Annotated in this window: 17 protein-coding genes; 7 read left to right on the forward strand and 10 right to left on the reverse strand. The window is 43.7% G+C overall.

Going from position 1 to position 21,240, the window contains the following annotated elements:
• Positions 1-208 precede the first annotated feature (208 nt).
• Both rho and trxA read right to left on the reverse strand, forming a co-directional pair.
• Entirely contained in the window at positions 209-1,477 is a 1,269-nt protein-coding gene (rho, locus tag B3143_RS10350) for a transcription termination factor Rho (RefSeq protein ID WP_004783562.1), read from the reverse strand.
• A gap of 321 nt (positions 1,478-1,798) precedes the next feature.
• Entirely contained in the window at positions 1,799-2,125 is a 327-nt protein-coding gene (gene trxA, locus B3143_RS10355; protein ID WP_005233946.1) for a thioredoxin, read from the reverse strand.
• 261 nt (positions 2,126-2,386) lie between these two features.
• Here trxA and ppx point away from each other — a divergent pair, with 261 nt between their 5' ends.
• The 5 genes from ppx to B3143_RS10380 are packed head-to-tail and all read left to right on the forward strand — an operon-like array spanning position 2,387 to position 7,506.
• Positions 2,387-3,907: an exopolyphosphatase gene (ppx, locus tag B3143_RS10360; protein WP_005233947.1), complete on the forward strand. Its 1,521-nt coding sequence runs from the start codon at positions 2,387-2,389 to the stop codon at positions 3,905-3,907.
• Positions 3,908-3,937: 30 nt separating this feature from the next.
• Complete coding sequence (locus B3143_RS10365; protein WP_004783557.1) at positions 3,938-4,762, forward strand: acetyl-CoA carboxylase carboxyltransferase subunit alpha; 825 nt, start codon at positions 3,938-3,940, stop codon at positions 4,760-4,762.
• Positions 4,699-6,072 carry a tRNA lysidine(34) synthetase TilS gene (gene tilS / locus B3143_RS10370; protein WP_082188703.1) on the forward strand — a complete coding sequence of 458 codons (1,374 nt, stop codon included), beginning with the start codon at positions 4,699-4,701 and terminating at the stop codon, positions 6,070-6,072. Before B3143_RS10365 ends, tilS begins: the two co-directional genes overlap by 64 nt.
• A gap of 2 nt (positions 6,073-6,074) precedes the next feature.
• Positions 6,075-6,905 carry a pyrroline-5-carboxylate reductase gene (gene proC, locus B3143_RS10375; RefSeq protein ID WP_005233951.1) on the forward strand — a complete coding sequence of 277 codons (831 nt, stop codon included), beginning with the start codon at positions 6,075-6,077 and terminating at the stop codon, positions 6,903-6,905.
• A 31-nt stretch (positions 6,906-6,936) separates the two neighbouring features.
• Entirely contained in the window at positions 6,937-7,506 is a 570-nt protein-coding gene (locus B3143_RS10380) for a YggT family protein (protein ID WP_004783550.1), read from the forward strand.
• A gap of 148 nt (positions 7,507-7,654) precedes the next feature.
• Here B3143_RS10380 and polA read toward each other — a convergent pair whose 3' ends face one another.
• Positions 7,655-10,420: a DNA polymerase I gene (polA, locus tag B3143_RS10385; RefSeq protein WP_286740403.1), complete on the reverse strand. Its 2,766-nt coding sequence runs from the start codon at positions 10,418-10,420 to the stop codon at positions 7,655-7,657.
• A gap of 161 nt (positions 10,421-10,581) precedes the next feature.
• Between polA and B3143_RS10390 the strand changes: the two genes are divergently transcribed.
• Positions 10,582-13,287, forward strand: coding sequence for a DUF2339 domain-containing protein (locus B3143_RS10390; protein WP_005233956.1), 2,706 nt, complete (start codon positions 10,582-10,584; stop codon positions 13,285-13,287).
• Between the two features lie 150 nt (positions 13,288-13,437).
• Here B3143_RS10390 and B3143_RS10395 read toward each other — a convergent pair whose 3' ends face one another.
• Positions 13,438-14,361, reverse strand: coding sequence for a mechanosensitive ion channel family protein (locus B3143_RS10395; protein WP_005233958.1), 924 nt, complete (start codon positions 14,359-14,361; stop codon positions 13,438-13,440).
• A gap of 9 nt (positions 14,362-14,370) precedes the next feature.
• A complete protein-coding gene (locus tag B3143_RS10400; protein ID WP_005233965.1) occupies positions 14,371-15,192 on the reverse strand; it encodes a hypothetical protein in 822 nt (273 codons plus the stop codon).
• A gap of 102 nt (positions 15,193-15,294) precedes the next feature.
• Here B3143_RS10400 and gspE point away from each other — a divergent pair, with 102 nt between their 5' ends.
• Entirely contained in the window at positions 15,295-16,782 is a 1,488-nt protein-coding gene (gene gspE, locus B3143_RS10405) for a type II secretion system ATPase GspE (protein ID WP_005233967.1), read from the forward strand.
• Positions 16,783-16,955: 173 nt separating this feature from the next.
• Here the strand turns inward: gspE and B3143_RS10410 are convergent, their stop codons facing one another.
• The 5 genes from B3143_RS10410 to B3143_RS10430 form a co-directional block, all read right to left on the reverse strand.
• The gene (locus tag B3143_RS10410) at positions 16,956-17,381 is read right to left on the reverse strand and encodes an organic hydroperoxide resistance protein (RefSeq protein WP_005233969.1); all 426 of its coding nucleotides are present in this window, start codon (positions 17,379-17,381) and stop codon (positions 16,956-16,958) included.
• 118 nt (positions 17,382-17,499) lie between these two features.
• On the reverse strand, positions 17,500-18,327 hold the full coding sequence (locus B3143_RS10415) for a carbon-nitrogen hydrolase family protein (RefSeq protein ID WP_005233971.1): 828 nt from the start codon (positions 18,325-18,327) through the stop codon (positions 17,500-17,502).
• 20 nt (positions 18,328-18,347) lie between these two features.
• Entirely contained in the window at positions 18,348-18,866 is a 519-nt protein-coding gene (gene gigB / locus B3143_RS10420) for an anti-anti-sigma factor GigB (protein WP_004783532.1), read from the reverse strand.
• Positions 18,867-18,978: 112 nt separating this feature from the next.
• Positions 18,979-19,947, reverse strand: a complete 969-nt coding sequence (gene gigA / locus B3143_RS10425; RefSeq protein WP_005233974.1) for an RsbU family protein phosphatase GigA — start codon at positions 19,945-19,947, stop codon at positions 18,979-18,981.
• A 103-nt stretch (positions 19,948-20,050) separates the two neighbouring features.
• A complete protein-coding gene (locus B3143_RS10430) occupies positions 20,051-20,965 on the reverse strand; it encodes an MlaA family lipoprotein (protein WP_005233975.1) in 915 nt (304 codons plus the stop codon).
• Positions 20,966-21,240: the final 275 nt, after the last annotated feature.

The following is a 21,240-nucleotide window of genomic DNA, read 5'->3' on the forward strand; positions in this document are numbered from 1 at the left end:
TTTTAACAGAAAATAACAATTAATTGAAAGATATAGATTGGAGAAAGGCTTATTAAGCTTATAAAAATTATACACTTATTTATTTGTTTACTTTAATAATCAAAAACTTAAAAAGAAGTTTACAGATAACTCAGTACATTGTTTTATTGTGTAACATACGTCAACCATAAAAAAAAGGCCACCTTGAATGGTGACCTTTCTGATAATTTTAGTTCGATGCTTTGCGTTTCATTTGATCAAAAAAATCATCATTGGTTTTGGTTTCTTTCATGCGGTCAAGCAAGAATTCCATCGCGACCAGTTCATCTTGGGTATGCAGAAGTTTACGAAGAATCCAGACTTTACGCAGTTTGTCTTCGGACATTAAACGTTCTTCACGACGCGTACCGGATTTCTTGATATTCATCGCAGGGAATACGCGTTTTTCCGCAATACGGCGATCCAGCGTGATTTCCTGGTTACCTGTACCTTTGAATTCTTCGTAGATCACTTCATCCATTTTACTGCCGGTTTCAATCAGTGCAGTAGAAATGATTGTAAGAGAACCGCCTTCTTCGATATTACGTGCAGCACCAAAGAAACGTTTAGGACGCTCAAGTGCATGTGCATCTACACCACCGGTCAGTACCTTACCTGATGAAGGAATCACAGTGTTATATGCACGTGCCAGACGGGTAATCGAATCCAGCAGAATCACCACATCTTTCTTGTGTTCAACCAGACGTTTAGCTTTTTCAATCACCATTTCAGCCACTTGAACGTGACGGGCAGGGGATTCATCAAAGGTAGAGGCGACCACTTCACCACGAACAGTACGTTCCATTTCGGTGACTTCTTCAGGACGTTCATCAATCAAAAGGACAATCAGGAAGCATTCAGGGTTATTACGAACAATCGATTGCGCGATGTTCTGTAATAGCATGGTTTTACCAGCTTTTGGTGGTGCTACGATAATCGAACGTTGACCTTTACCAATGGGTGCCACCAGATCGACGACACGTGCAGTTAAATCTTCAGTCGTACCATTACCAAGTTCCATCACTAATTGTTCAGTAGGGAACAATGGAGTTAAGTTTTCGAACAGGATTTTATTACGTGAATTCTCTGGGGTATCGTAGTTAATCTGATTGACTTTAAGCAAAGCAAAATAACGCTCACCCTCTTTAGGCGGACGAATGGTTCCCGTAATGGTGTCACCGGTACGCAGGTTAAAGCGTCGAATTTGTGATGGGCTGACATAGATATCGTCAGGACCTGCCAAATAAGAGCCTGCTGCAGAGCGTAAGAAGCCAAAACCATCTGACAAAATTTCTAGAACGCCATCACCAAAAATCTCTTCGCCATTCATCGCATGGCGTTTTAAGATGGCAAAAATAATGTCTTGCTTACGGTTACGAGCCATACCTTCAAGGCCCATAAACTCGGCAATCTTGATGAGTTCGCCAATCGGTTTTTTCTTGAGTTCGGTTAAATTCATAGGTGGTCAGATAGAATCAAAGTTCTAAGGTATAGGTTAGAAAGGGAGTAACATTCGGCCGCATATAAGCATTCAAACGAAAGCAATTGAATTTGCACAAGAACAATTCAGAGGTCTGTTTGATTGTTTCAAAGAGAAATGTGAAAACAATTTCTATTGCCGAGCGGCATGTTATGTAATGTGTCTTGTAAGAAACTGACAGGATTTAGCATCCTTTATCTCTTGAAGTTGAAATATAAGAGAGAAACAGGTTTTTGTCAATTTATAGACGAAAAAAATACGCAACCTTTGGTCGCGTATTTTTAGTTGAACATTTAGTGCTTAGATATTTTGATCAATAAATGCAGTCAATTTAGATTTTGGTGCTGCACCGACTTGAGTCGCTACGACTTCACCATTTTTGAACATCAATAAAGCTGGAATGTTACGGATATTGAAGTTCACAGCAGTTTGTTCGCAAGACGTTACGTCAACTTTGACAATTTTCACTTTGCCTTGATATTCATCAGCCAATACTTCAAGTACAGGGGCAATAGCTTTACATGGTGCACACCAGCCAGCCCAGAAATCAACCAGCACAGGAACGTCTGATTGAAGAACGTCTGCTTCGAAGTTTGCGTCAGTAGTGTTTACGATGTTGCCAGACATAGAGTGCTCCAAAATTAATTTTATAAAGATAACTATAATTATTAGTATTACATAGCCATCTTTAACAATGTAGGGGAATCTGTAAATTTTCAAGCTTTAATGTTGTTTTGTCTAATGGATGATCACGATAGTCACCATCGCCTCATACAATTGTCCTATAAATGAAAAAAATAATTACGCGAAATTGTCCTGACAAATGGCTTTTAAATTGCATGGTTGTGAATTACTCTAAGCACAATTCTTAAAAGGTTTATTTCTAGAATGTCTGATTTTTTGATTGATGAAGAATTACTCGCAGCCATCGATATGGGATCAAACAGTTTTCATTTGGCGATTGCCCGGGTGGATCATGGCGAAGTGAAAAAAGTCGCATCAATGTCAGAAAAGGTTCAGCTTGCTGCGGGACTGGATGAAAATAAAAATTTAACTGAAGCCGCACAGCAGCGTGGTTTAGCTTGTCTGGCCCGTTTTGTCGGACGTTTGGGTTCTGTACAACCAAACCGTTTACGGATTGTGGCAACCAATGCATTACGCCAAGCCAAAAATGGTCATGAGTTCATTCAGAAAGCGGCTGAAATTTTACCAAAACCGATTGAAATTATTGCTGGTCGTGAAGAAGCGCGTCTAATTTATCTCGGTGTGTCACATACCATGCCCAATACTGGCCGTCGTCTGGTGGTAGATATCGGTGGGGGCTCGACTGAACTGATTATCGGGGAAGAATTTGAACCCATTCATACCGAATCAGTTCAGATGGGTTGTGTGACTTTTACCAAGAAATTCTTTGCTGATGGTGAAATTACCCATAAAGCTTTTGATAAGGCAGTGACTGCGGCACGTAAAGAAATTTCAGGCATTGCCAATACTTATAAATCTGCCGGTTGGGATGCGGTGGTTGGTTCGAGTGGTACGATTAAGGCTTGCCGTCAGATCTGTGTCAACATGGGCTGGAGCAATGATAAAGAACAGCTCACTCGTGAAGGTCTGGAAAAACTTAAAGACAAATTATTCAAATATAAGCATGTTTCGGACATGGAATTTGAAGGTCTGAAAGATGACCGCCGTGCAGTCTTGCCTGCAGGAATTGCCATTTTATATGCGGTATTTGATGTACTGAATATTCCACATCTGGTCTATTCAGATGGAGCATTACGTGAAGGTGTGATGTATGACCTCTTGGGTCGTTTCAAGCATGAAGATATACGTGATCGTTCAGTCCATGCCTTGATTGGTCGTTATAATGCCGATGCCAAGCAGGCCGAACGTGTAGTGCAGACTGCACAAAAACTGTTTGATGATGTAGCAGGTGATCTTGGCCTATATAGCGAGGACAGTGATTTACTTCGTCGTGCAGCTTATTTGCACGAAATTGGTTTAGCGATCAGTCATAGTGGTTATCACCGCCACGGTGCCTATTTGTTGCAACATTCTGACATTGCCGGTTTTTCGCAGGTAGATCAGAATTATTTGTCACATTTGGTCGCACATCATCGCCGTAAATTGCGCGCTGATGCCAAGCATGATGTGATGAAAGTCGGTGGAACTAAACTTTTACAGCTGTGTTTGCTGTTGCGTCTGGCGGTTTTGGTCAATCACAGTCGTAGTGATGAGATGCTTCCTGCCATTGAACTTAAGGTCAAGAATGCGCAACAATGGCAGCTCAGCATTTCTGGTGATGCCAAACAATGGCCATTATTGATTGCTGAACTGCATGATGAACAGGTGCAGTTTAAAAATTGGGAGATCGAGCTCTCGGTTCAATCTGAACAATTTGTTAATTAATACCTTTATAGGGATGAAAACGGTTGACCTATGAAAAATAAAGCTACCCCATCAAAAGCATGGACGACAGTACAGATTGCTCGTCATCCGGAACGTCCACAATTTCTGGACTACGTAGGTGAAATATTCACTGAATTTGATGCTTTGCATGGCGACCGTCTCTATGGTGATGATGGCGCAATGATCGGTGGTCTGGCACGTTTCGATGGACAACCAGTGATGATCGTGGGTCAGCACCGTGGTCGTAGTACCCGTGAAAAATTACAGCATAATTTTGGAATGAGTAACCCGGAAGGTTACCGTAAAGCTCAGCGTCTGCTCGATATGGCGGAACGTTTTAATCTGCCAGTCTTCACCTTTATTGATACCATGGGTGCATACCCGGGTGTGGGTGCGGAAGAGCGTGGTCAGGCTGAAGCGATTGCATCGAGTTTGGCACAACTTTCTAATCTGAAAGTACCTGTAATTGCCACTGTTCTGGGTGAAGGTGGTTCAGGCGGTGCACTCGGGATTGGCGTGGCAGATCGTGTAGTGATGCTGTCTCACAGTATTTATTCAGTGATTTCACCGGAAGGTTGTGCGTCTATTCTGTGGAAAACTGCAGAAAAAGCGGAACAAGCCAGTGAAGCTTTGGCATTAACTGCTGAAAAATTGCAGAAGATGGGCATTGTTGAATACGTAGTTGATGAAGGTGAAGGTGCACATCTGGATCCGGATGAAGTCATGTACCAACTGAAAGCAGTCCTGAAAGAAGCTTTAAATGAACTGCAAGCAATGGAACCACAAGCACGATGCGAAGCACGTTACCAACGTTTAATGAAGTTTGGCAGCGACAATTTAGGTCTGGCATCTTAAAGCAACTGCAGGGCTTTCCTGCAGAGACAAAATTTCTAATCGGATGTAGTGGCGGCGTGGATTCCATGCTGTTGCTGCATCTGATGTTTTTTTTGTGCCCGGGAAAAATCCGTGCGATCTATGTTGATCATCAATTGCAAAGTATCAGCGGGGAATGGGGCACTTTTGTCCAGCAACAGTGTCAGCAACTAAATATTCCCTGCATCATTCAGCCGGTCCATGTTGCCAGTGGCAATCTGGAATCTCAGGCTCGCCAATCGCGTTACCAAGCTTATTTACAACATCTTCAGCCCAATGAAGTTCTAGTCTTGGCTCATCATCAGCAGGATCAGGCAGAAACTTTAATGTTGCGCTTACTTTCTGGTGCAGGGATTGATGGTCTGGCCGCCATGAAAGCGATCGATATACGCCACGATTTAACCATTTGGCGGCCACTGCTGGATATTTCCCGTGAGCAGATTTGCCAATGGGCAGCAGATTTAAACATCCAGAATATTGAAGATCCGACCAATCAGAATACCCATTATGACCGTGCTTGGGCACGTCAGGTGCTATGGCCAGTCTTAAGTCATCGCTATCCGAAAATGCAGTCCGCCTTGGCACGTACCAGTGAACTGATGCAAGATGCGCAAAACATTCTGCAAGAAGTATTGGAGCAGGATCTGAAACGCTGTGGCAATGCCGAAATCCTCGATATACCTTCATTCTCAAGTTTATCCAAAGCACGGCAGCGCCAGTTAATCTCGGTCTGGATGAAAGGCGAAGGACAATATCGTCCTTCTCTGGACATGGTTGAGCGTGTACAGACCGAAGTAATCGAAGCGAAACAGGATGCTCAGGCAGCGCTGCATTGGTCGGGCTATTATTACGTGCGTTATCAGCAGCAGTTACATCGCCTAAAAGCTGAAGTTTATCTGGCTGATCAACAGCTAAACGTAGCTGAACAGCAGATCATTTTACAGAATAAAAATCAGGTTCATCTTCCTTCTGGTCAATTCGGGATTCAAAGGGCTGAGATAGGATTGTCTCCCACTTTATTAGGACAACCCTTGTATTTACGTCAACGGAAGGGGGGTGAAAAAATTCATCTCTATGGCCGGATGGGGCACTGGCCGCTCAAAAAAGCCATTCAGGAAGCGCAAATATTTCCCTGGACTCGGCATACTATTCAAATATTAAGCACAGATAATGTTATGCTAGGCGTGTTTACACCTAAAGGATTTTGGTTAGCTCAATCTGCATATTGTGAGGCAGGGGGGTGGCTACCCATTTCGGTTTCTTCAACTTTAGAATTCAACGACGAGCATTAAACATGAGTGCAGCTTTAAATTGTAATATTAGTTTTATTGGTGGCGGTAATATGGCACAAGCCTTGATTGGCGGGCTAATTTCGCAGGGGTTGCCAGCAACGCGTATTACAGTTTCTGATCCGGTTGAGAAAGTACGCTCACTTCTTGCAGAAAAAGAAGTCAATGTCACTGATGATAATATTGCTGCTATTAAAGATGCGGATATCGTCCTGTTTGCAGTCAAACCACAGGTTTTAGCTGGTGTGTTAAAACCACTTCAAGGTTTACTTGCTGGTAAGCTGGTGATTTCAATTGTTGCGGGTGCCGAGATTGCAACACTATCTGTGCTATTGGGTACTGACCGTATTGTCCGTGTGATGCCAAATACACCCGCATTGGTACAGACTGGTGCACATGGTTTATTTGCCAATGCAGAAGTTGGTAGTGATGACCGTGAGCTGGCGAGTCAGATTTTGGCTTCTACCGGCCTGACAATTTGGGTAAACTCAGAAGCTCAGATTGATGCCGTAACTGCTGTGTCTGGTTCAGGGCCTGCTTACTTCTTCTATATGATGGAAAGCATGATTCGTGCAGGCAAGAATTTAGGTCTGGATGAAAAAGTAGCTACTGCATTGACGTTGCAAACTGCTTTGGGGGCAGCGCAAATGGCGATCACCAGTTCTAATACACCAGCAGAGCTGCGTAAGAATGTCACATCTCCGAATGGTACAACTCAAGCGGCATTGGAAGTATTTGATCGCGCGCAAATTTCTCAGAATATTCAGGCAGCGCTTGCTGCTGCGCAAAAACGTAGTCAGGAACTGGCCCAAGAGCTCAGTGACAATAGCAAATAATCTTCAGTTTAATTTTTAGGAACGTTCAAGTATGGGTGCAAATTCTGCGCTAATTTTTGGCATTATCATTAACGTCGCGATTTTGCTCGTATTCTTCCGCTTTTTAATGCAATTGGCCGCGGTGAGTCCTTATAATCCTGTCGTTCTATCTACTGTCAAAGCGACTAAAATTGTAGATGTGTTCGGGCGTATTTTCCCAACCGCAGGTAAAGGCCGGGTGAATACTGCTGCACTGGCACTTTTAGTCGTGCTGTATTTGCTGAAAATTTTTGGCATCATGTATTTGTCCGGGGGAATGCCAAATGGTCCAATCCATTTGCTTATTCTAACCTTCGTCACCATGATGCAGGATTTGATCCGCTTCTGTCGTTACCTGATTTTTGCAACGATTATTTTGAGCTGGGTGGTGATGTTTACCCAATCCCGTTCACCTTATATTGAAGTGGTTCAGGAACTTGCAGAACCATTATTGGCACCGTTCCGCCGTATCATGCCGAATATGGGGATGATCGACCTGTCTCCAATTCTGGCAATTTTGGCATTGATCGTAATTGAAATGATCATGAATCAGGTGGCAATTGTATTGCTAACCGGTCTTTAATCAGATCCCAAAGAAAAAGGACGCCTAAGCGTCCTTTTTTATTTCAAGAAAATTCCCTCTCCTTGTAGGAAAGGGTTAGGGTAAGGTCTATAAATTCAAATAACCTCCATCCCAACCTTCCTCCTAAAAGGAGGAAGGGGCTTTAGTATTAATGCGCTTCATCCCAGTTCATGCCTTTACCAACTTCCACGACCAAAGGCACAGAGATTTCAATCACGGATTGCATCACTTCAGCCAGTTGAGGTGCCAGTTCATCTGCAATTGCTTCATCGACTTCAAATACTAATTCATCGTGGACTTGTAGCAGCATTTTGGCCTGATCTTTAGGTAGCATTTTATCAACCTCAATCATCGCCATTTTAATGATGTCTGCAGCCGAACCTTGTAATGGTGCATTAATCGCAGCACGTTCAGCGGCTTTGCGGACCATCATGTTACGCGTATCGATATCTGGCGTATACAAACGGCGACCCAGAATGGTTTCGACAAAGCCTTGTTCCAATGCAACCTGACGGGTACGCTGCATATATTCATAAATTCCCGGATAGCGGCGGAAATACTGTTTGATATATTCCTGGGATTCCTGACGAGTAAAACCTAACTGACGGGTCAGGCCAAATTCAGACATGCCATAGAGTAGACCGAAGTTCACGGCTTTAGCCTGACGACGCTGATCATTGGTCACTTCTTCAAGCGGGATACCGAGAACTTCAGCTGCGGTACGGCGGTGCACGTCCTGTCCATGGTTAAAGGCATCTACTAGTGCATCATCCTGAGATAAATGTGCCATCAGACGCAATTCAATCTGTGAATAATCGGCTGCGAGTAAGACACGGCCTTCAGGCGCAATAAAGGCCTTACGAATCTGACGACCGATTTCGGCACGAATGGGAATATTCTGCAGGTTTGGATCGGTTGATGATAAACGGCCGGTTGCAGTCAGTGCCTGATGATAACTGGTATGCACACGATGGGTCTCATTATTGGCCTGCTTGCATAGACCATCGGTATAGGTGCTTTTCAGTTTGGACAGACCCCGATATTCCAGAATCAGTTCAGCAATCGGGTGTTCCAGTTTTTCCAGCACACTTTCACTGGTGCTGTACTGACCGGTAGAGGTCTTTTTGCCACCTTTTAGGCCTAGTTTATCAAACAGAACTTCACCGACCTGTTTCGGAGAGCTGACATTAAACGCTTCACCAGCTATTTCCGTGATCTGATTTTCTAGATTCTGCATGGTTTGAGCAAATTCACAACCGAGTTGATCCAAGAAAGCCAGATCCAGTCGGATACCATTTTCTTCCATGCTGGTCAGCACACGCGCTACAGGCATTTCAATATTGTGTAGAATATTGACCAGCTCAGGATAAGTTTGAAGCTTTTTGCTCAGTACTTCAAACAAACGATAGGTCACATGTGCATCTTCTGCGGAGTAGTGTGCTGCGGCTTCGATCTCGATTTTATTGAAAGTTTTTTGTTTGGCGCCTTTACCTGCCACCTGTTCATAGGTCGTGGTTAAGTGGCTTAAGTACAGACGAGCCACATCATCCATGCCATGACGGGTGGCAACCGAGTTGAGCACATAAGAAGCCAGCATGGTATCAAAATACCAGCCCGCCAGATGAATGTCGTGATTTTCCAGAACATGCGCATCATATTTCAGGTGGTGGCCAATTTTCTGAATGGCTTCATCTTCTAAAATCGGTTTGATCTGAGCCAGAATTTCTTCACGATTTAGCTGTTCTGGTACACCTTCATAATCATGTGCCAATGGTACGTAATAGGCATCCTCTGCATCAAAAGCCACCGAAAAACCGACAATCTGTGCAATACGATAATCCAGGCTGGTGGTTTCAGTATCAAAAGCAAAGCGTTTTTCAGTATTTAAACGTTCAAACAGCTTGTCCCAATCTTCCTGAGTTAATACAGTATGATATGTCGCTTCTCCAAGCTGATCGTTATCACTGCTCAGTGTCGCTTGCTGCTCATCGGCTTCCTGAGGTTCAGGTGCTGCTTTAGCAGTAATCGATTGGGTAGCCTGTTTATAGTTACGATTGTTTGGATTATTCGGATGGTCCAGTGATTGCAGCTGGTTACGGAATTCCAGTTCAGTATAAAGATTACGTAAAGCTTCTACATTTGGGTCCTGAAGTTTCAGGTCATCATAAGTGAAGCTTAAATCCAGATCGCAAATGATGCTGGCCAATTGATGATCCAATGCAATGCCATCGGTATTGTCTTTAATATTCTGACCCACTTTACCTTTGATCTTGTCGACATTTTCCAGAATGCCACCAATCGAGCCATATTCATTGAGTAATTTGGCTGCAGTTTTTGCCCCAATTCCAGGCACACCCATAATACCATCTGAGGCATCGCCCATCAGGGTCAGATAGTCAATGATCTGGTTTGGCCATACGCCAAACTTTTCAAAAACCCCATCAACATCCATTGGTTTTTCTTTGAAACTGTCTTCCAGAGTCACTTTATCAGTTACCAGCTGTGCCATGTCTTTATCACCAGTTGAAATCAGCACCTGATGACCTAAAGCTTCAGCACGTTTAGCCAGTGTACCAATAATGTCATCGGCTTCCGCACCTGGCAGCATATGCAGGGGAATGCCTAATGCGCGAATCAAGGCATGTAAGTATGGAATTTGCTGTGACAGTTCTTCCGGCATGCTCGGACGGTCACCTTTATAAATAGGTGATAGCTCGTGACGGAAAGTCGGTTCAGGCGTGTCGAAAATCACCGCCATATGGGTTGGCTGGGTACGGCGCATCAGTTTTTGAATAGCAGAAATCGCACCACGAATTGCATTGGTGTGCAGACCGGTTGACGTGGTTAATGGTGGTAGTGCATGAAAGGCACGAAATAAAAAGTAAGAGCCATCGACCAAGACAAATGGTGGCATGTAATCAATTCCTTATTCAAAAAACAGTTTTATTGTACGTGATTTTTACTGCACTCGCAGGGGCAAGTCGGTTTCTACAGCTTAGCGAATATCGGGTGAAGATGAAATAAGCAGTACAAGCTGTTGTATGATGACATGGTTAAGGAACGAGAACGAGAAGAATGACGGCAGGGCAAAATGAATTGCGTATGATCTGGCTGATTAGTCTGGTAATTGTGGGAATAAGTGCATGGTATCTGGAATTGCAGATCGTGACTTATCTCACTGGTCTGGGTTTCCTGATCAGCGTGATGCAATATATCAGTGCCATTGAAGCGCCCATGCGGGATCTGGCAGCACCGACGCAGGTGATTATGTCAGCCAATTCTAAAATACCGCTATATATTTCTTCTATTATCGCCATTGTCGGAGGCGTGACTGAGCTTAACTGGCTCATGGGCATTGGTATTACCGCCTGGATTTTCTTTCTATTACGCTGGCTACAACGTTTGGAACGTAATATTATCCAGTTGCAATCTCGTTACCGATCAGCAGATCAGACACATCCAGAAATCACTCAACCAGATATTCCTTTACCTATTGCTGCTCAAGCTAGTCCAGATCCACCACAATTGCTGGGTCAGATCCAACAGTGGATTTTTCGCGGAAATCCAGTTCTCAAAGCTGCGATCGCGATTCTGGTCATTGGGATTATTTTATTACTCCGTTTTGCGACAGAGCACTGGCAACTGAGCTTGGTGGTGAAATTAGGACTGGTCGCTTTATCTGCTGTTGTTGTGACCGGATTGGGTTTTGCTCTGATCACTAAAAATCGAAGTTTCGGTCTGGCACTGGAAGGTTTGGGATTAGGGGCACTATTTCTGACCTTGTTCTTTGCCTATTACAATCTGGTGATTGCCACGTTGCCACTGGCAGCTCTGGTGTTCTTGGTCATTTTGGCAATTGCGCTGTACTTAAGCTTGAAACAGGAAAGTATTGAGCTGGCAGTCATGGCCTTATTCATTGCCTATCTGGCGCCGTTTACCTTGCCGACCCGGGATGCTTCTGCGGTTGAATTCATCAGTTATTATTTGCTGATTAATATCGGCGTGCTGTTACTTAGCAGTTTGCGGCCCTGGAAAATCCTGAACCAGATTGCTTTTCTGGTCACAGTCATAGTAGGTGGAATGTATAGCCTGATTCATGGTCATACATACGAACGTTATACGATGACGACTCTGATTCTGGCTCATAGTGCGGTATTCATCTGGCTGGGCTTTCGCTTTAGCCAGTTACTGGCCCGGCAGGATCTTTCCCGTTTTCGTTTAAAACCGGTTCTGGATCTTGCCCTAATTTTCGCTGCACCGATTACCGCCTATCTTTTCCTGTATCTCATTCATTTCAATGAGCCTGATCAGAAGCTTTGGCAAGCCGGGCTTAGTCTGTTATTTACCGGGATATTTGCAATCTGTTGGACTTTAGTGCGTCGTAGAGAAAGTGTTCAGGTCATTTCCCAAAGTTATCTCAGCCTGATGCTGATCTTTCTGGCTTTGGTTCCCCCCATTTTATTGACAGAGCAGTGGAGCGTAGTCGGTTGGGCAGTTGAAGGCGTACTGATTTATCTCTGGGCATTGGAAAAGAATATTCGGGTTGCGCATTATCTGAGTATGGGACTGCTGATCATGGCAGGCTTCAGTAGTGTTTACTATCTGATTGAGCTTAATTCCACACCGCGGGAAATTTTCTGGATTCTCAGCTTCTGTTATGTCACCGTCGTCTTCCTGAGTCAGCTTAAAGCCAAATATCGCCAGCAGCTGAATAGTTTAAGTATCAGTTTTCTGAGCATTCTCAGTTTTGCTTCGACCCTGATGTTGTTTGCCTTGCTTGAAGATGAGTTTGCTCATGAACAGGCTTATATTTATAGTTTATTCAGTCTTGCACTGGGTTATACGGTTCTAAGTGAAATCATACAACGCAAGCATCAGGAATGGTGCTGGTTATTGCCAAAATGGAGCAGTCTTACGCCATTGGTGATCATTGCGATTTTGCTGGCTATTGATCATAGCGAAAATGGGATTCTGGTCTGGCCAAGTGCTTTGGAGCGTGGAATCTTTGCACTTTCATCATTATTGCTGGCTGCTTTATGGTTAAGACCGGTGAAAGGGATTGATTTATCCAAAGAGTGGATGAGCTTTGGTGTTTTTGCCAGCCTGGCTTTAGCCAGTTTATGCCTAATACCGAGCATGCCTTATCTCAGTATGGTAATTCTGCCTCTGGTATTCTGGTTCTGGTGTTACCGACAAAAAGAAAATTCAGAGTGGCGTTTACTCTGGCAAAGTAAAAACTGCTTGGTATTAATGGGAGCTTGGTTAATATGCTCACAGCTGTTTAACCAGCAAGCTTTCCAATATTACTGGCTGCCTCTATTCAATCCATTTGATCTGATCAGTCTGGCCATGCTTGCCAGTTTCCTATGGATGCTGTTGCAGCAGATTCGGGCAGGACACGATCGCGGTATGAGGTCGGTACTGATGGTGCTAAGCCTGTTATGGCTGTCGAGCTATATTGTATTACGGGCCCTACATATCTATCTGCAAATACCATTTAATAGTCTGGAATTATGGAGCAATGCTACGGTGCAGCTAAGCTTGACGATTCTTTGGGTATTGTTGGCTTGGGCAACCATGTGGACGGCTACGCTAAAAAGGCTTAAACCAATGTGGATTTTAGGAGGCAGTATTCTGGTGATCGTCAGCTTGAAGCTGGTGTTATTCGACCTGTCTCATACCGGTACACTGACACGTGTGATTTCATTCTTGCTGGCCGGTGGGGTCATGCTACTGATTGCGTATATAGCACCAATGCCGGATGGGGAGAAAAGGGTTTGAATCTAAATTACTCGATTTGAGCGTTAATTTAATCTCCCCAAACCCTGAACGAGCTTAAAGCACAGCTTTAAGCGATATGTAAAAGAAAGACAGGCTTTTTATGACAGTTCCTCCCTTAGTAAAGGGAGGTGAGGAGGGATTTAGAAAAAGTTATTTTAAATCCGGCTCTCTCTTCAGCTCCTTCTCATTGGCATATTGATCAACGTCTTCATTTTCCAGTGGGCGAGCCAGTGGATGATCAACAAAGCCCATTTTCGGTACCGGAATTTCAATCTGGTTATCGAGAAAGCCATTTCGAATCCGTTCCTGCATTTCATCACGGACTTTCAGATAATTTTCCTGCTGACACCAAATCGCAAACAAAAGTTCAATCGAAGATTCACGGAAGGCGGTGACTGTGACTGCAGGCTTTGGATCGGCCAGAACCAGCGGATATTTATTGGCAACATCAAGCAGTACTTCACGCACCTTGATGATGTCTTCATGGAAATTAATAGCCAAGGTAATCGGAATACGCCGGATTGGAAACTTGGACAGGTTGTGTACCGGAGCCCGAATCAGTTGTTCGTTCGGCAAACGTATATAGATATTATCTTGGGTAAGCAGTTTAACCGAGAGCAAATCAATCGAAATCACTTCACCTTCAACGGTATGTCCACGAATCAGTGTAATCTGAATGGTATCACCGACCTCAAAAGATCCTTCACCAATCAGGAAGATACCGCTGATCAGGTTGGATGCAGAGGTTTGAGAAGCGAAACCCAAAGCCACAGTTAAAATACCCGCTGCACCGAGGAAAACACTGAGCTTAAAGCCGGCTTCCTTCAAACTCGCCATCACAAACAACAGGAAAATAAAGTAGAAAATCCCGCGGCGCCAGACCATTTGCTGATGCGCATTAAAGCGTATACCGATAGTACGGATAAAAGCATTCGAGAAAAAACGTGCGATCAGGAAACCAATAAAACACAGCACAACCGCGACGACAATTTCAGTCAGGCGATCCGTATTAATATTGGTAAATACTCCCTTGAGACTGTTGGTGACTTCGGTTGGAATATTCGAATTTGGCATCACACGCTCTTAGAAAAATGAATCAAACATATTAAATAAATTTCCCGCTGGATCACGCGGTGGGTGTAAATAATCTACTTCACCCGCATTGGGCGGGGTACGGTTTTCCACCCGGATCCGAGGTGGGCGATCCAGACCTTCATGCAAAACCTTAATCTGCGAGGTCCACAGACGTTCAGTGCTGGCACTATAAAAGAGAGGCAATGCAGGTACTGGAACATTCATCCGATCGAAACGCAGTTGCTGCTGACTGGTATTATGAAACTCAATCGGGGTCACAGCACGGAATGCACGAGGACGTAATTGTTGGAGCTCGGTTCTTCCGTCAACTGCGGTAGCATAGCAAATTTCACCGGAACGATGATTGGGTCCAAACCAGGTGTCTTTCGGTAAAATCACTGGAAGATCAAAAATCGGTTCACGTTGACCTTCGACAAAACCGGCAATCCATAGCGGGGTGCTGATATAGAGGGTTCCACGTTGTCCAGCCGGAATATAAATCGGATCAACCGGTTTAATTACTACGGAGCGATTCGCCAGACGCGGCATAAGCTGTAACTTGCTTTGGGTAGATTTGAACATATAGCGTTCAATTTTCACCGGTTTCGGAAATGCAAACAGTGGATCATTAATCTGATGCCATTGCTGTTCATAATCGTACTGCACCGTCGGACGATAATATTCCAGTCGCCATTCCTGCAAACCTCGGGTCAAACGAAACAGCAGAGAGCCAAATTGCCAAGCCTTGGACTCGTTAATTTCAAAACTTTGTTCTCCCCACCATTGAATTCTGGGAGACTGCAGGTTTAATTCCTCTTGATCTTGCGGCAATGTTGGCATCCTTTCTTGCTAAATCTTTGAAAACATACTTCACGCTGTCATATGCTTAGAGTACACTCAATTTAAATTTTTTCATCATTATTATAATCTGCGATGCAAGTACTGAAACAATTACAAATCCCGTATAGCTTTGCGAAACGTCATGGTGTGCTATTGCGTTATGAGGGAGATCAGGCTTTTATTGTCCGTCGTGACAATACATCTATGCTTGCATTACAGGAAGCACGCCGTTTGCTGGGTCATCCGGCTCAGTATCAACATTGTACAGAACAAGAATTCAATCAGTTACTCAGTTCCAGTTTTGCCGGCGATAGTGGTGAGTCACAGCAGGTCGCGGCTGGTCTGGAAGATCACCCGGATTTATTAAGCCTTGCTGATTCGGTCCCTGAAGCCGAAGATCTGATGGATCAGGAGGATGATGCGCCTATTGTCCGTCTGATCAATGCCTTGTTGTCTGAAGCAATCCGTGTTGGCGCCTCAGATATTCATGTGGAATCCTTCGAAAAACGACTTTCTGTACGCTTGCGTGTCGATGGGCAACTACGTGAAATTGTGCAGCCGCGTCGTGAGCTGGCACCATTACTGATATCACGGATCAAGGTCATGGCCAAGCTGGATATTGCGGAAAAACGGATTCCTCAGGATGGCCGTATTTCCTTGCGTCTGGCAGGTCGCGAAGTCGATGTTCGTGTTTCGACCTTGCCATCTTCTTATGGTGAGCGGGTGGTGATGCGTTTGCTGGATAAGCAGGCTGGCCGTCTGAATATGACTCATCTGGGCTTGATGAATAACGATTATGATCGACTCAAGACCCTGGTGCATCGTCCTCATGGTATTATTCTGGTGACTGGACCTACCGGTTCGGGTAAGACCACCACCTTATATGCAGCACTCTCTGATCTAAATGATGGTTCCAAAAATATTCTGACAGCTGAAGATCCAGTGGAATATCAGTTAGAAGGGATTGGTCAGACTCAGGTAAATACCAAAGTCGATATGACCTTTGCCCGTGCCTTAAAAGCCATGTTACGTCAGGATCCAGATGTGGTGATGGTGGGGGAAATCCGTGATCTGGAAACTGCAGAAATTGCAGTTCAGGCATCATTGACTGGTCACCTGGTATTATCAACACTACATACCAATACTGCGATTGGTGCAGTGACGCGTTTAAAAGATATGGGAATTGAGCCATTCTTACTATCCAGCTCTTTAATTGGCGTAGTTGCTCAGCGTCTGGTGCGTACCTTATGTCCACATTGTGCGACCTGGAAGGATGCAGATGCATTTGAGAAAAATCTGTTTGAACATATTGAGCATCCACAGGATTTAAGATTACCTCAACCGCACGGTTGTGAACGCTGTGGGAATACCGGCTTTAGTGGACGTACTGCCATTTATGAAATTGTACCGGTTGATGAACATATGCGCCGTCTGATTCATGGCAATGCGGCTGAATATGAGCTGGAAACCTATGCACGTCAGCAATCAGGTTCAATTCGCGATGATGGTTTACGTAAAGTGCTGGCTGGTAAAACCACGATTGAAGAAGTTCTGCGTGTAACCAATGAGGCGGCAGAGTAAATTTTTATTCGATGGGATAGGAAGGCACTGTTTTCTTAAATAAATATCTCAAATGATCATTTTTCTATTAAATAGCATAAAGCAATTTTGATCAAAATTTTATAAGAATGATCAGCTCTATCCTGAAATGACTTCTGATTTTTCAGGATAGAGAGTCAAATATTTATTTAGACTTAGGTGATGACATTCAAAGTAACATCAATATTGTTACGGGTTGCATTTGAATAAGGACAAACGATGTGTGCGGCATCGACCAGCTTTTGAGCTTCTTCCTGTTTCATGCCTTCTAAATGAACATTTAAAGTCACTTCAATACCAAAACCGGTAGGAATCGGACCAATGCCAACTTCACCTTCAATATAGGCATCTTTGCTAATATTGATTTTATCCCGGTTGGCAACAAACTTCATGGCACCTAAAAAACAGGCTGAATAACCTGCAGCGAACAATTGTTCAGGATTGGTCCCGCCACCTGGGCCACCCATTTCCTTAGGCACTGCCAGTTTCACATCCAGAATCTGATCGTCAGAGGTTGCACGGCCATCTCGGCCGCCTGTAGCTTTGGCACGTGCGGTATATACTGCTTTTTCTAATGACATGAGAGTATTTCCTGCTTGTTCTTTTATGGAACTTCTATGCTCCATAATTTCTAGGGAAGAATAAGCAGGGATTTTGTTAATTTATGCAAGTAAATGAGAATGCAGTAGAAAGTATGACTTAAGAAAATTGTAATAGCTTGTGATGCTGCATGAGTGGCATAGACTCACGCACTTTGGCCTGCTCAGTCAAATCAAAATCAACCGTAATAATCTGTGCGCCTTCCGCATGCACCATATCGAGAAGTTGACCACGGCTGTTTGTGGCAGCGGCATGTCCCCAAGTTTGACGTTTTTCACCATGCCAACCCTGTTGAGCAGCACCGAGAACTGTGCATTGAGTATCCATAGCACGTGCTTGCAATAATAATTGCCAGTGCATTTGGCCAGTGGTGTAAGTAAAGGCAGATGGCGCAGTTAAAATATTCGCGCCTTGGCCACGTAAATGAAGCGCGAGTTCAGGGAAACGCAGGTCATAGCAGACCATCATACCGATATTGCAAAAAGGCGTTTTCGCAACAACAATATCGGTACCTGGTTCAAAAAATTGGGATTCCTGATAGCCACCAACGGCATCACCGACCTGTACATCAAAGAGATGAATCTTGTCATAGCGGGCTTCAGTTTTTTCTGGACTAATACATAGACTTACGGTTCTAACCCGGCCATCTTCAATAATCGAACCATCAGGACGATAAGGACATGGTAATGTCCCCGCGATAATCCAGATCTGATATTGATGAGCCAGCTGTTCCAGACGTTGTTGAATGCTCTCGAACTGAGCAGCGGTTTCGCGCTGTTTACCAGCAGCAAAACAGACGAAATTTTCAGGAAAGACAATAAGTTCAGCGCCTTTTGCTTTACTTTGTTGAATTAATGATTCGATAGTCATGAAATTTTGCTCAATTTCATTCTGGGAATTCATTTGTGCAACAGAAAGTAAAGTCATAGGGATTCCTTATTGTGTGTTTATACCTTTTGTTCAGAAACTTGATCTAGATTATCTTGTTCTTTTTGCAACTGTTTGACCAAGGGCTCAAACATATTCTGGTTGCTCTGATTTAACCGCATTAAAGTCTTGTGTGCATCCAGAACAGTTTTCAGCATCGCTTGATGCGTCACATGTTCTTCCATCAGTTTACGCGTACATACATTTGAATCACCGCAGTAATCCAAAATGACAAAGACCTGCCCCAAGCCCATACTGTTGGCCAGAGTAGTGATATCAGAGTTAGTCGACAACATCACCGCCTGGATCTTATGGAGCTGCTTAAGTTTAAGTCCTAATTTTGCTAGGACACCCAGTACAGTGCTGTCAATAAAGCTGGTTTCAGTCAGATCAACAATTGCGCCAACAACGTTGTCCTGCTGCTCAAGTTTGTTCAGTAATTTGTCTAGACTAATACAAGATTGGGCCCGCACTTCGCCGATAAGCTTAAAAATATGCGTTCCATTCAAGCTTGCATATTCAACATGACCTGTTGACATATAAATGCCATTTGCAGAGAAGGATATTAAATTATCCCATAGGGTCTATAGATACTCAAGTAGCTGAAAGTCGCAATCAAATTAAGTGCTTATAAAGCTTGTGATTATACTGCTATTTCACTCTTATAAAGCTGAGAATGGCAATATCGTCGGCAACATGTTCGGGTGCTTCGAAGGATTCGTTTTGTAAGTGATGCAATAATTGGGAAAATTGTTCATTCAGACCGCCGCTAAACGGCTCCAATGCCCCATCTGAACAGATAATGAAACGTGCATTGCGGCTGAAGATATACTCATTTTCGTCTACCTCAAGGTCTTCAGTGAGGCCAAGAGGGAAGCTGCTGGATGACAGGATTTTTGGTTCCTGATTCGGTTCAAAGATAATCGGAGGAGGGTAGTGACCAGCACTGGACCATTTCAAGACATGGGTTTCCAGGTTCAGGATTCCGGCAATCATGGTGATATGCTTTTCGATATTTTCCTGAACCAGCATCCCGTTTAGTTTCTTGATTAGCTCACGAGGCGTTTTGGAGCGACCATGAAAAGCCGCCATCCAGGACGTTAATAAACTGCTGGTAACGCCATGACCAGAAACATCCGCAAGATAAAAAATGATTTCTTTATCGCTGATTTTCCAGTAATCGTACCAATCGCCAGATAGATAGGCAGAAGGCTGAAAATAGGTTTCAACTGCATAATTGGTTAATTCAATTTCATTCGGCAGCAAACGTTTTTGTAGCTCTGCCGCAGAAGGAAGATCACGACTATCCTGATTACGCTTATATTGCGCATCAATTTTTTGTAATGCGATATCGGGTTGTTCAGGCAGTTTATTCCAGATCCAGCCTGCCAAAGCACCTTGTTCCCAAGCTTGTGCCAAGGCTGTTCCTTCATTTTCTAGCGCTAATACTACAGTCGGAAGGTTCCACTTATATTTCAGATAATCATGTACATCTGCAATAGCAATAATCGTTGCATCGTACAAGTCGTGATCTTCCAGCTTGATTACTTGAACGTGCGGAAGCTTCTCAAGTACTTGATCTAAATAAGGAATATCACGGGTAGGTTGAATGAAATACATAGACAGGTAGTTCGATCCTGGAATGAGTTATAAGATGTACTATAACAAGCAAATGATTGCTAGCGAACAGTTTCCGCTAGCAAATCATCATTGAGCTTAGGTTTCAAAGGTCATCACTAGAAGATTCAGTCTCATTTTCATCGAAAGATTCATCTTCAAGATTTTCATCATCGAAGTCATCTTCAAGGAATAAAGATTCCTGTTCCAGACCTTTTTTCTGGGCGATCATATAATTGGTGCGCTGCAAATAAATATCGCGAATTTGTGCATAACGATCACCTGTTAACACACCTTCAATATCAAGTAATTCTGCACGATTATCAATTGCACGCCAGAATTGATCACCCCAATACAAGCCTTCATCATCTTCAAGAATATATTTCTGTGGACGGGTCTGGCTATCGACTGCCATACCGAAAGTATCACGCACAGAACTTGGGCCCAGGAACGGTAACATCACATAAGGGCCAGAAGGTACACCATAATAACCTAGTGTGATCCCGAACTTTTCATCTTCATGATCCAATCCCAGACGACGGGCAGGATCTGCCAGACCTAAAGTAGTTAAGGTATTAATGGTAAAACGGCCCAAAGATTTTGCCGCACGAGCAGGACGGCCCTGAATCAACTGGTTTACCGCATTCCATGGTTCACCCAAATTGCTACGGAACTGGGTGTAGCTGCCACGAACATCTTGAGGAACCTTTTCCTGATACTGAACCGCAATGGGGCGAACGACTGCCTGATCGATTGCATCATTAAATTGATACACCTTTCTATTCCAGCCCTGAAAAGGATCTTTAACTTCTTCAGCCTGTGCAGCACTAGCATCGACTTTTAGCTGGGTTTGCAGGTGACTCACCTTGGAAGATATTTTTTCTCTGAGTGGAACCGTATCAGTAGTAGTAGATTCAGTTTCTATTTCAGTCTGTTCAGCCTGAGTAGTGTCTTCAGCAAAAATTAATGGGCTAGAGGCCAAAGAAAATAAGCATAAAGATAAATAAATAGAGCGATGCATAAGGAAACCCCAAAGCCTTGTTCTGAGTATAGTGGCGTTGTTTAACCCGGAATGATAAACTGTATTACTAGGAATAGGCGTAATTTAAGCAAAATTGTATAATAAATGAATAAAAACTTCATAAAAGGCTAAAAATTAGACATGCGGTAAGATTTATTTAAAAAAGGTGTTGCAAGGCATCTGAAATGCTGTAGAATGCACATCCATCGGCGGTGATGAAGATTAAAACTTCTGATAAAACAGTAACTTAGCATAAAATAGTTAAGTTGGGTTTT

This window comes from Acinetobacter sp. UBA1496 (assembly GCF_002324975.1).
Classification (GTDB): Bacteria; Pseudomonadota; Gammaproteobacteria; order Pseudomonadales; family Moraxellaceae; genus Acinetobacter; species Acinetobacter variabilis.

Excerpts from the sequence above, each read along its gene's own strand:
- rho (WP_004783562.1), bottom strand. The coding sequence starts at position 1,477 with ATGAATTTAACCGAACTCAAGAAAAAACCGATTGGCGAACTCATCAAG.
- trxA (WP_005233946.1), bottom strand. The coding sequence starts at position 2,125 with ATGTCTGGCAACATCGTAAACACTACTGACGCAAACTTCGAAGCAGAC.
- ppx (WP_005233947.1), top strand. The coding sequence starts at position 2,387 with ATGTCTGATTTTTTGATTGATGAAGAATTACTCGCAGCCATCGATATG.
- B3143_RS10365 (WP_004783557.1), top strand. The coding sequence starts at position 3,938 with ATGAAAAATAAAGCTACCCCATCAAAAGCATGGACGACAGTACAGATT.
- tilS (WP_082188703.1), top strand. The coding sequence starts at position 4,699 with ATGCGAAGCACGTTACCAACGTTTAATGAAGTTTGGCAGCGACAATTT.
- proC (WP_005233951.1), top strand. The coding sequence starts at position 6,075 with ATGAGTGCAGCTTTAAATTGTAATATTAGTTTTATTGGTGGCGGTAAT.
- B3143_RS10380 (WP_004783550.1), top strand. The coding sequence starts at position 6,937 with ATGGGTGCAAATTCTGCGCTAATTTTTGGCATTATCATTAACGTCGCG.
- polA (WP_286740403.1), bottom strand. The coding sequence starts at position 10,420 with ATGCCACCATTTGTCTTGGTCGATGGCTCTTACTTTTTATTTCGTGCC.
- B3143_RS10390 (WP_005233956.1), top strand. The coding sequence starts at position 10,582 with ATGACGGCAGGGCAAAATGAATTGCGTATGATCTGGCTGATTAGTCTG.
- B3143_RS10395 (WP_005233958.1), bottom strand. The coding sequence starts at position 14,361 with ATGCCAAATTCGAATATTCCAACCGAAGTCACCAACAGTCTCAAGGGA.
- gspE (WP_005233967.1), top strand. The coding sequence starts at position 15,295 with ATGCAAGTACTGAAACAATTACAAATCCCGTATAGCTTTGCGAAACGT.
- B3143_RS10410 (WP_005233969.1), bottom strand. The coding sequence starts at position 17,381 with ATGTCATTAGAAAAAGCAGTATATACCGCACGTGCCAAAGCTACAGGC.
- B3143_RS10415 (WP_005233971.1), bottom strand. The coding sequence starts at position 18,327 with ATGACTTTACTTTCTGTTGCACAAATGAATTCCCAGAATGAAATTGAG.
- gigB (WP_004783532.1), bottom strand. The coding sequence starts at position 18,866 with ATGTCAACAGGTCATGTTGAATATGCAAGCTTGAATGGAACGCATATT.
- gigA (WP_005233974.1), bottom strand. The coding sequence starts at position 19,947 with ATGTATTTCATTCAACCTACCCGTGATATTCCTTATTTAGATCAAGTA.
- B3143_RS10430 (WP_005233975.1), bottom strand. The coding sequence starts at position 20,965 with ATGCATCGCTCTATTTATTTATCTTTATGCTTATTTTCTTTGGCCTCT.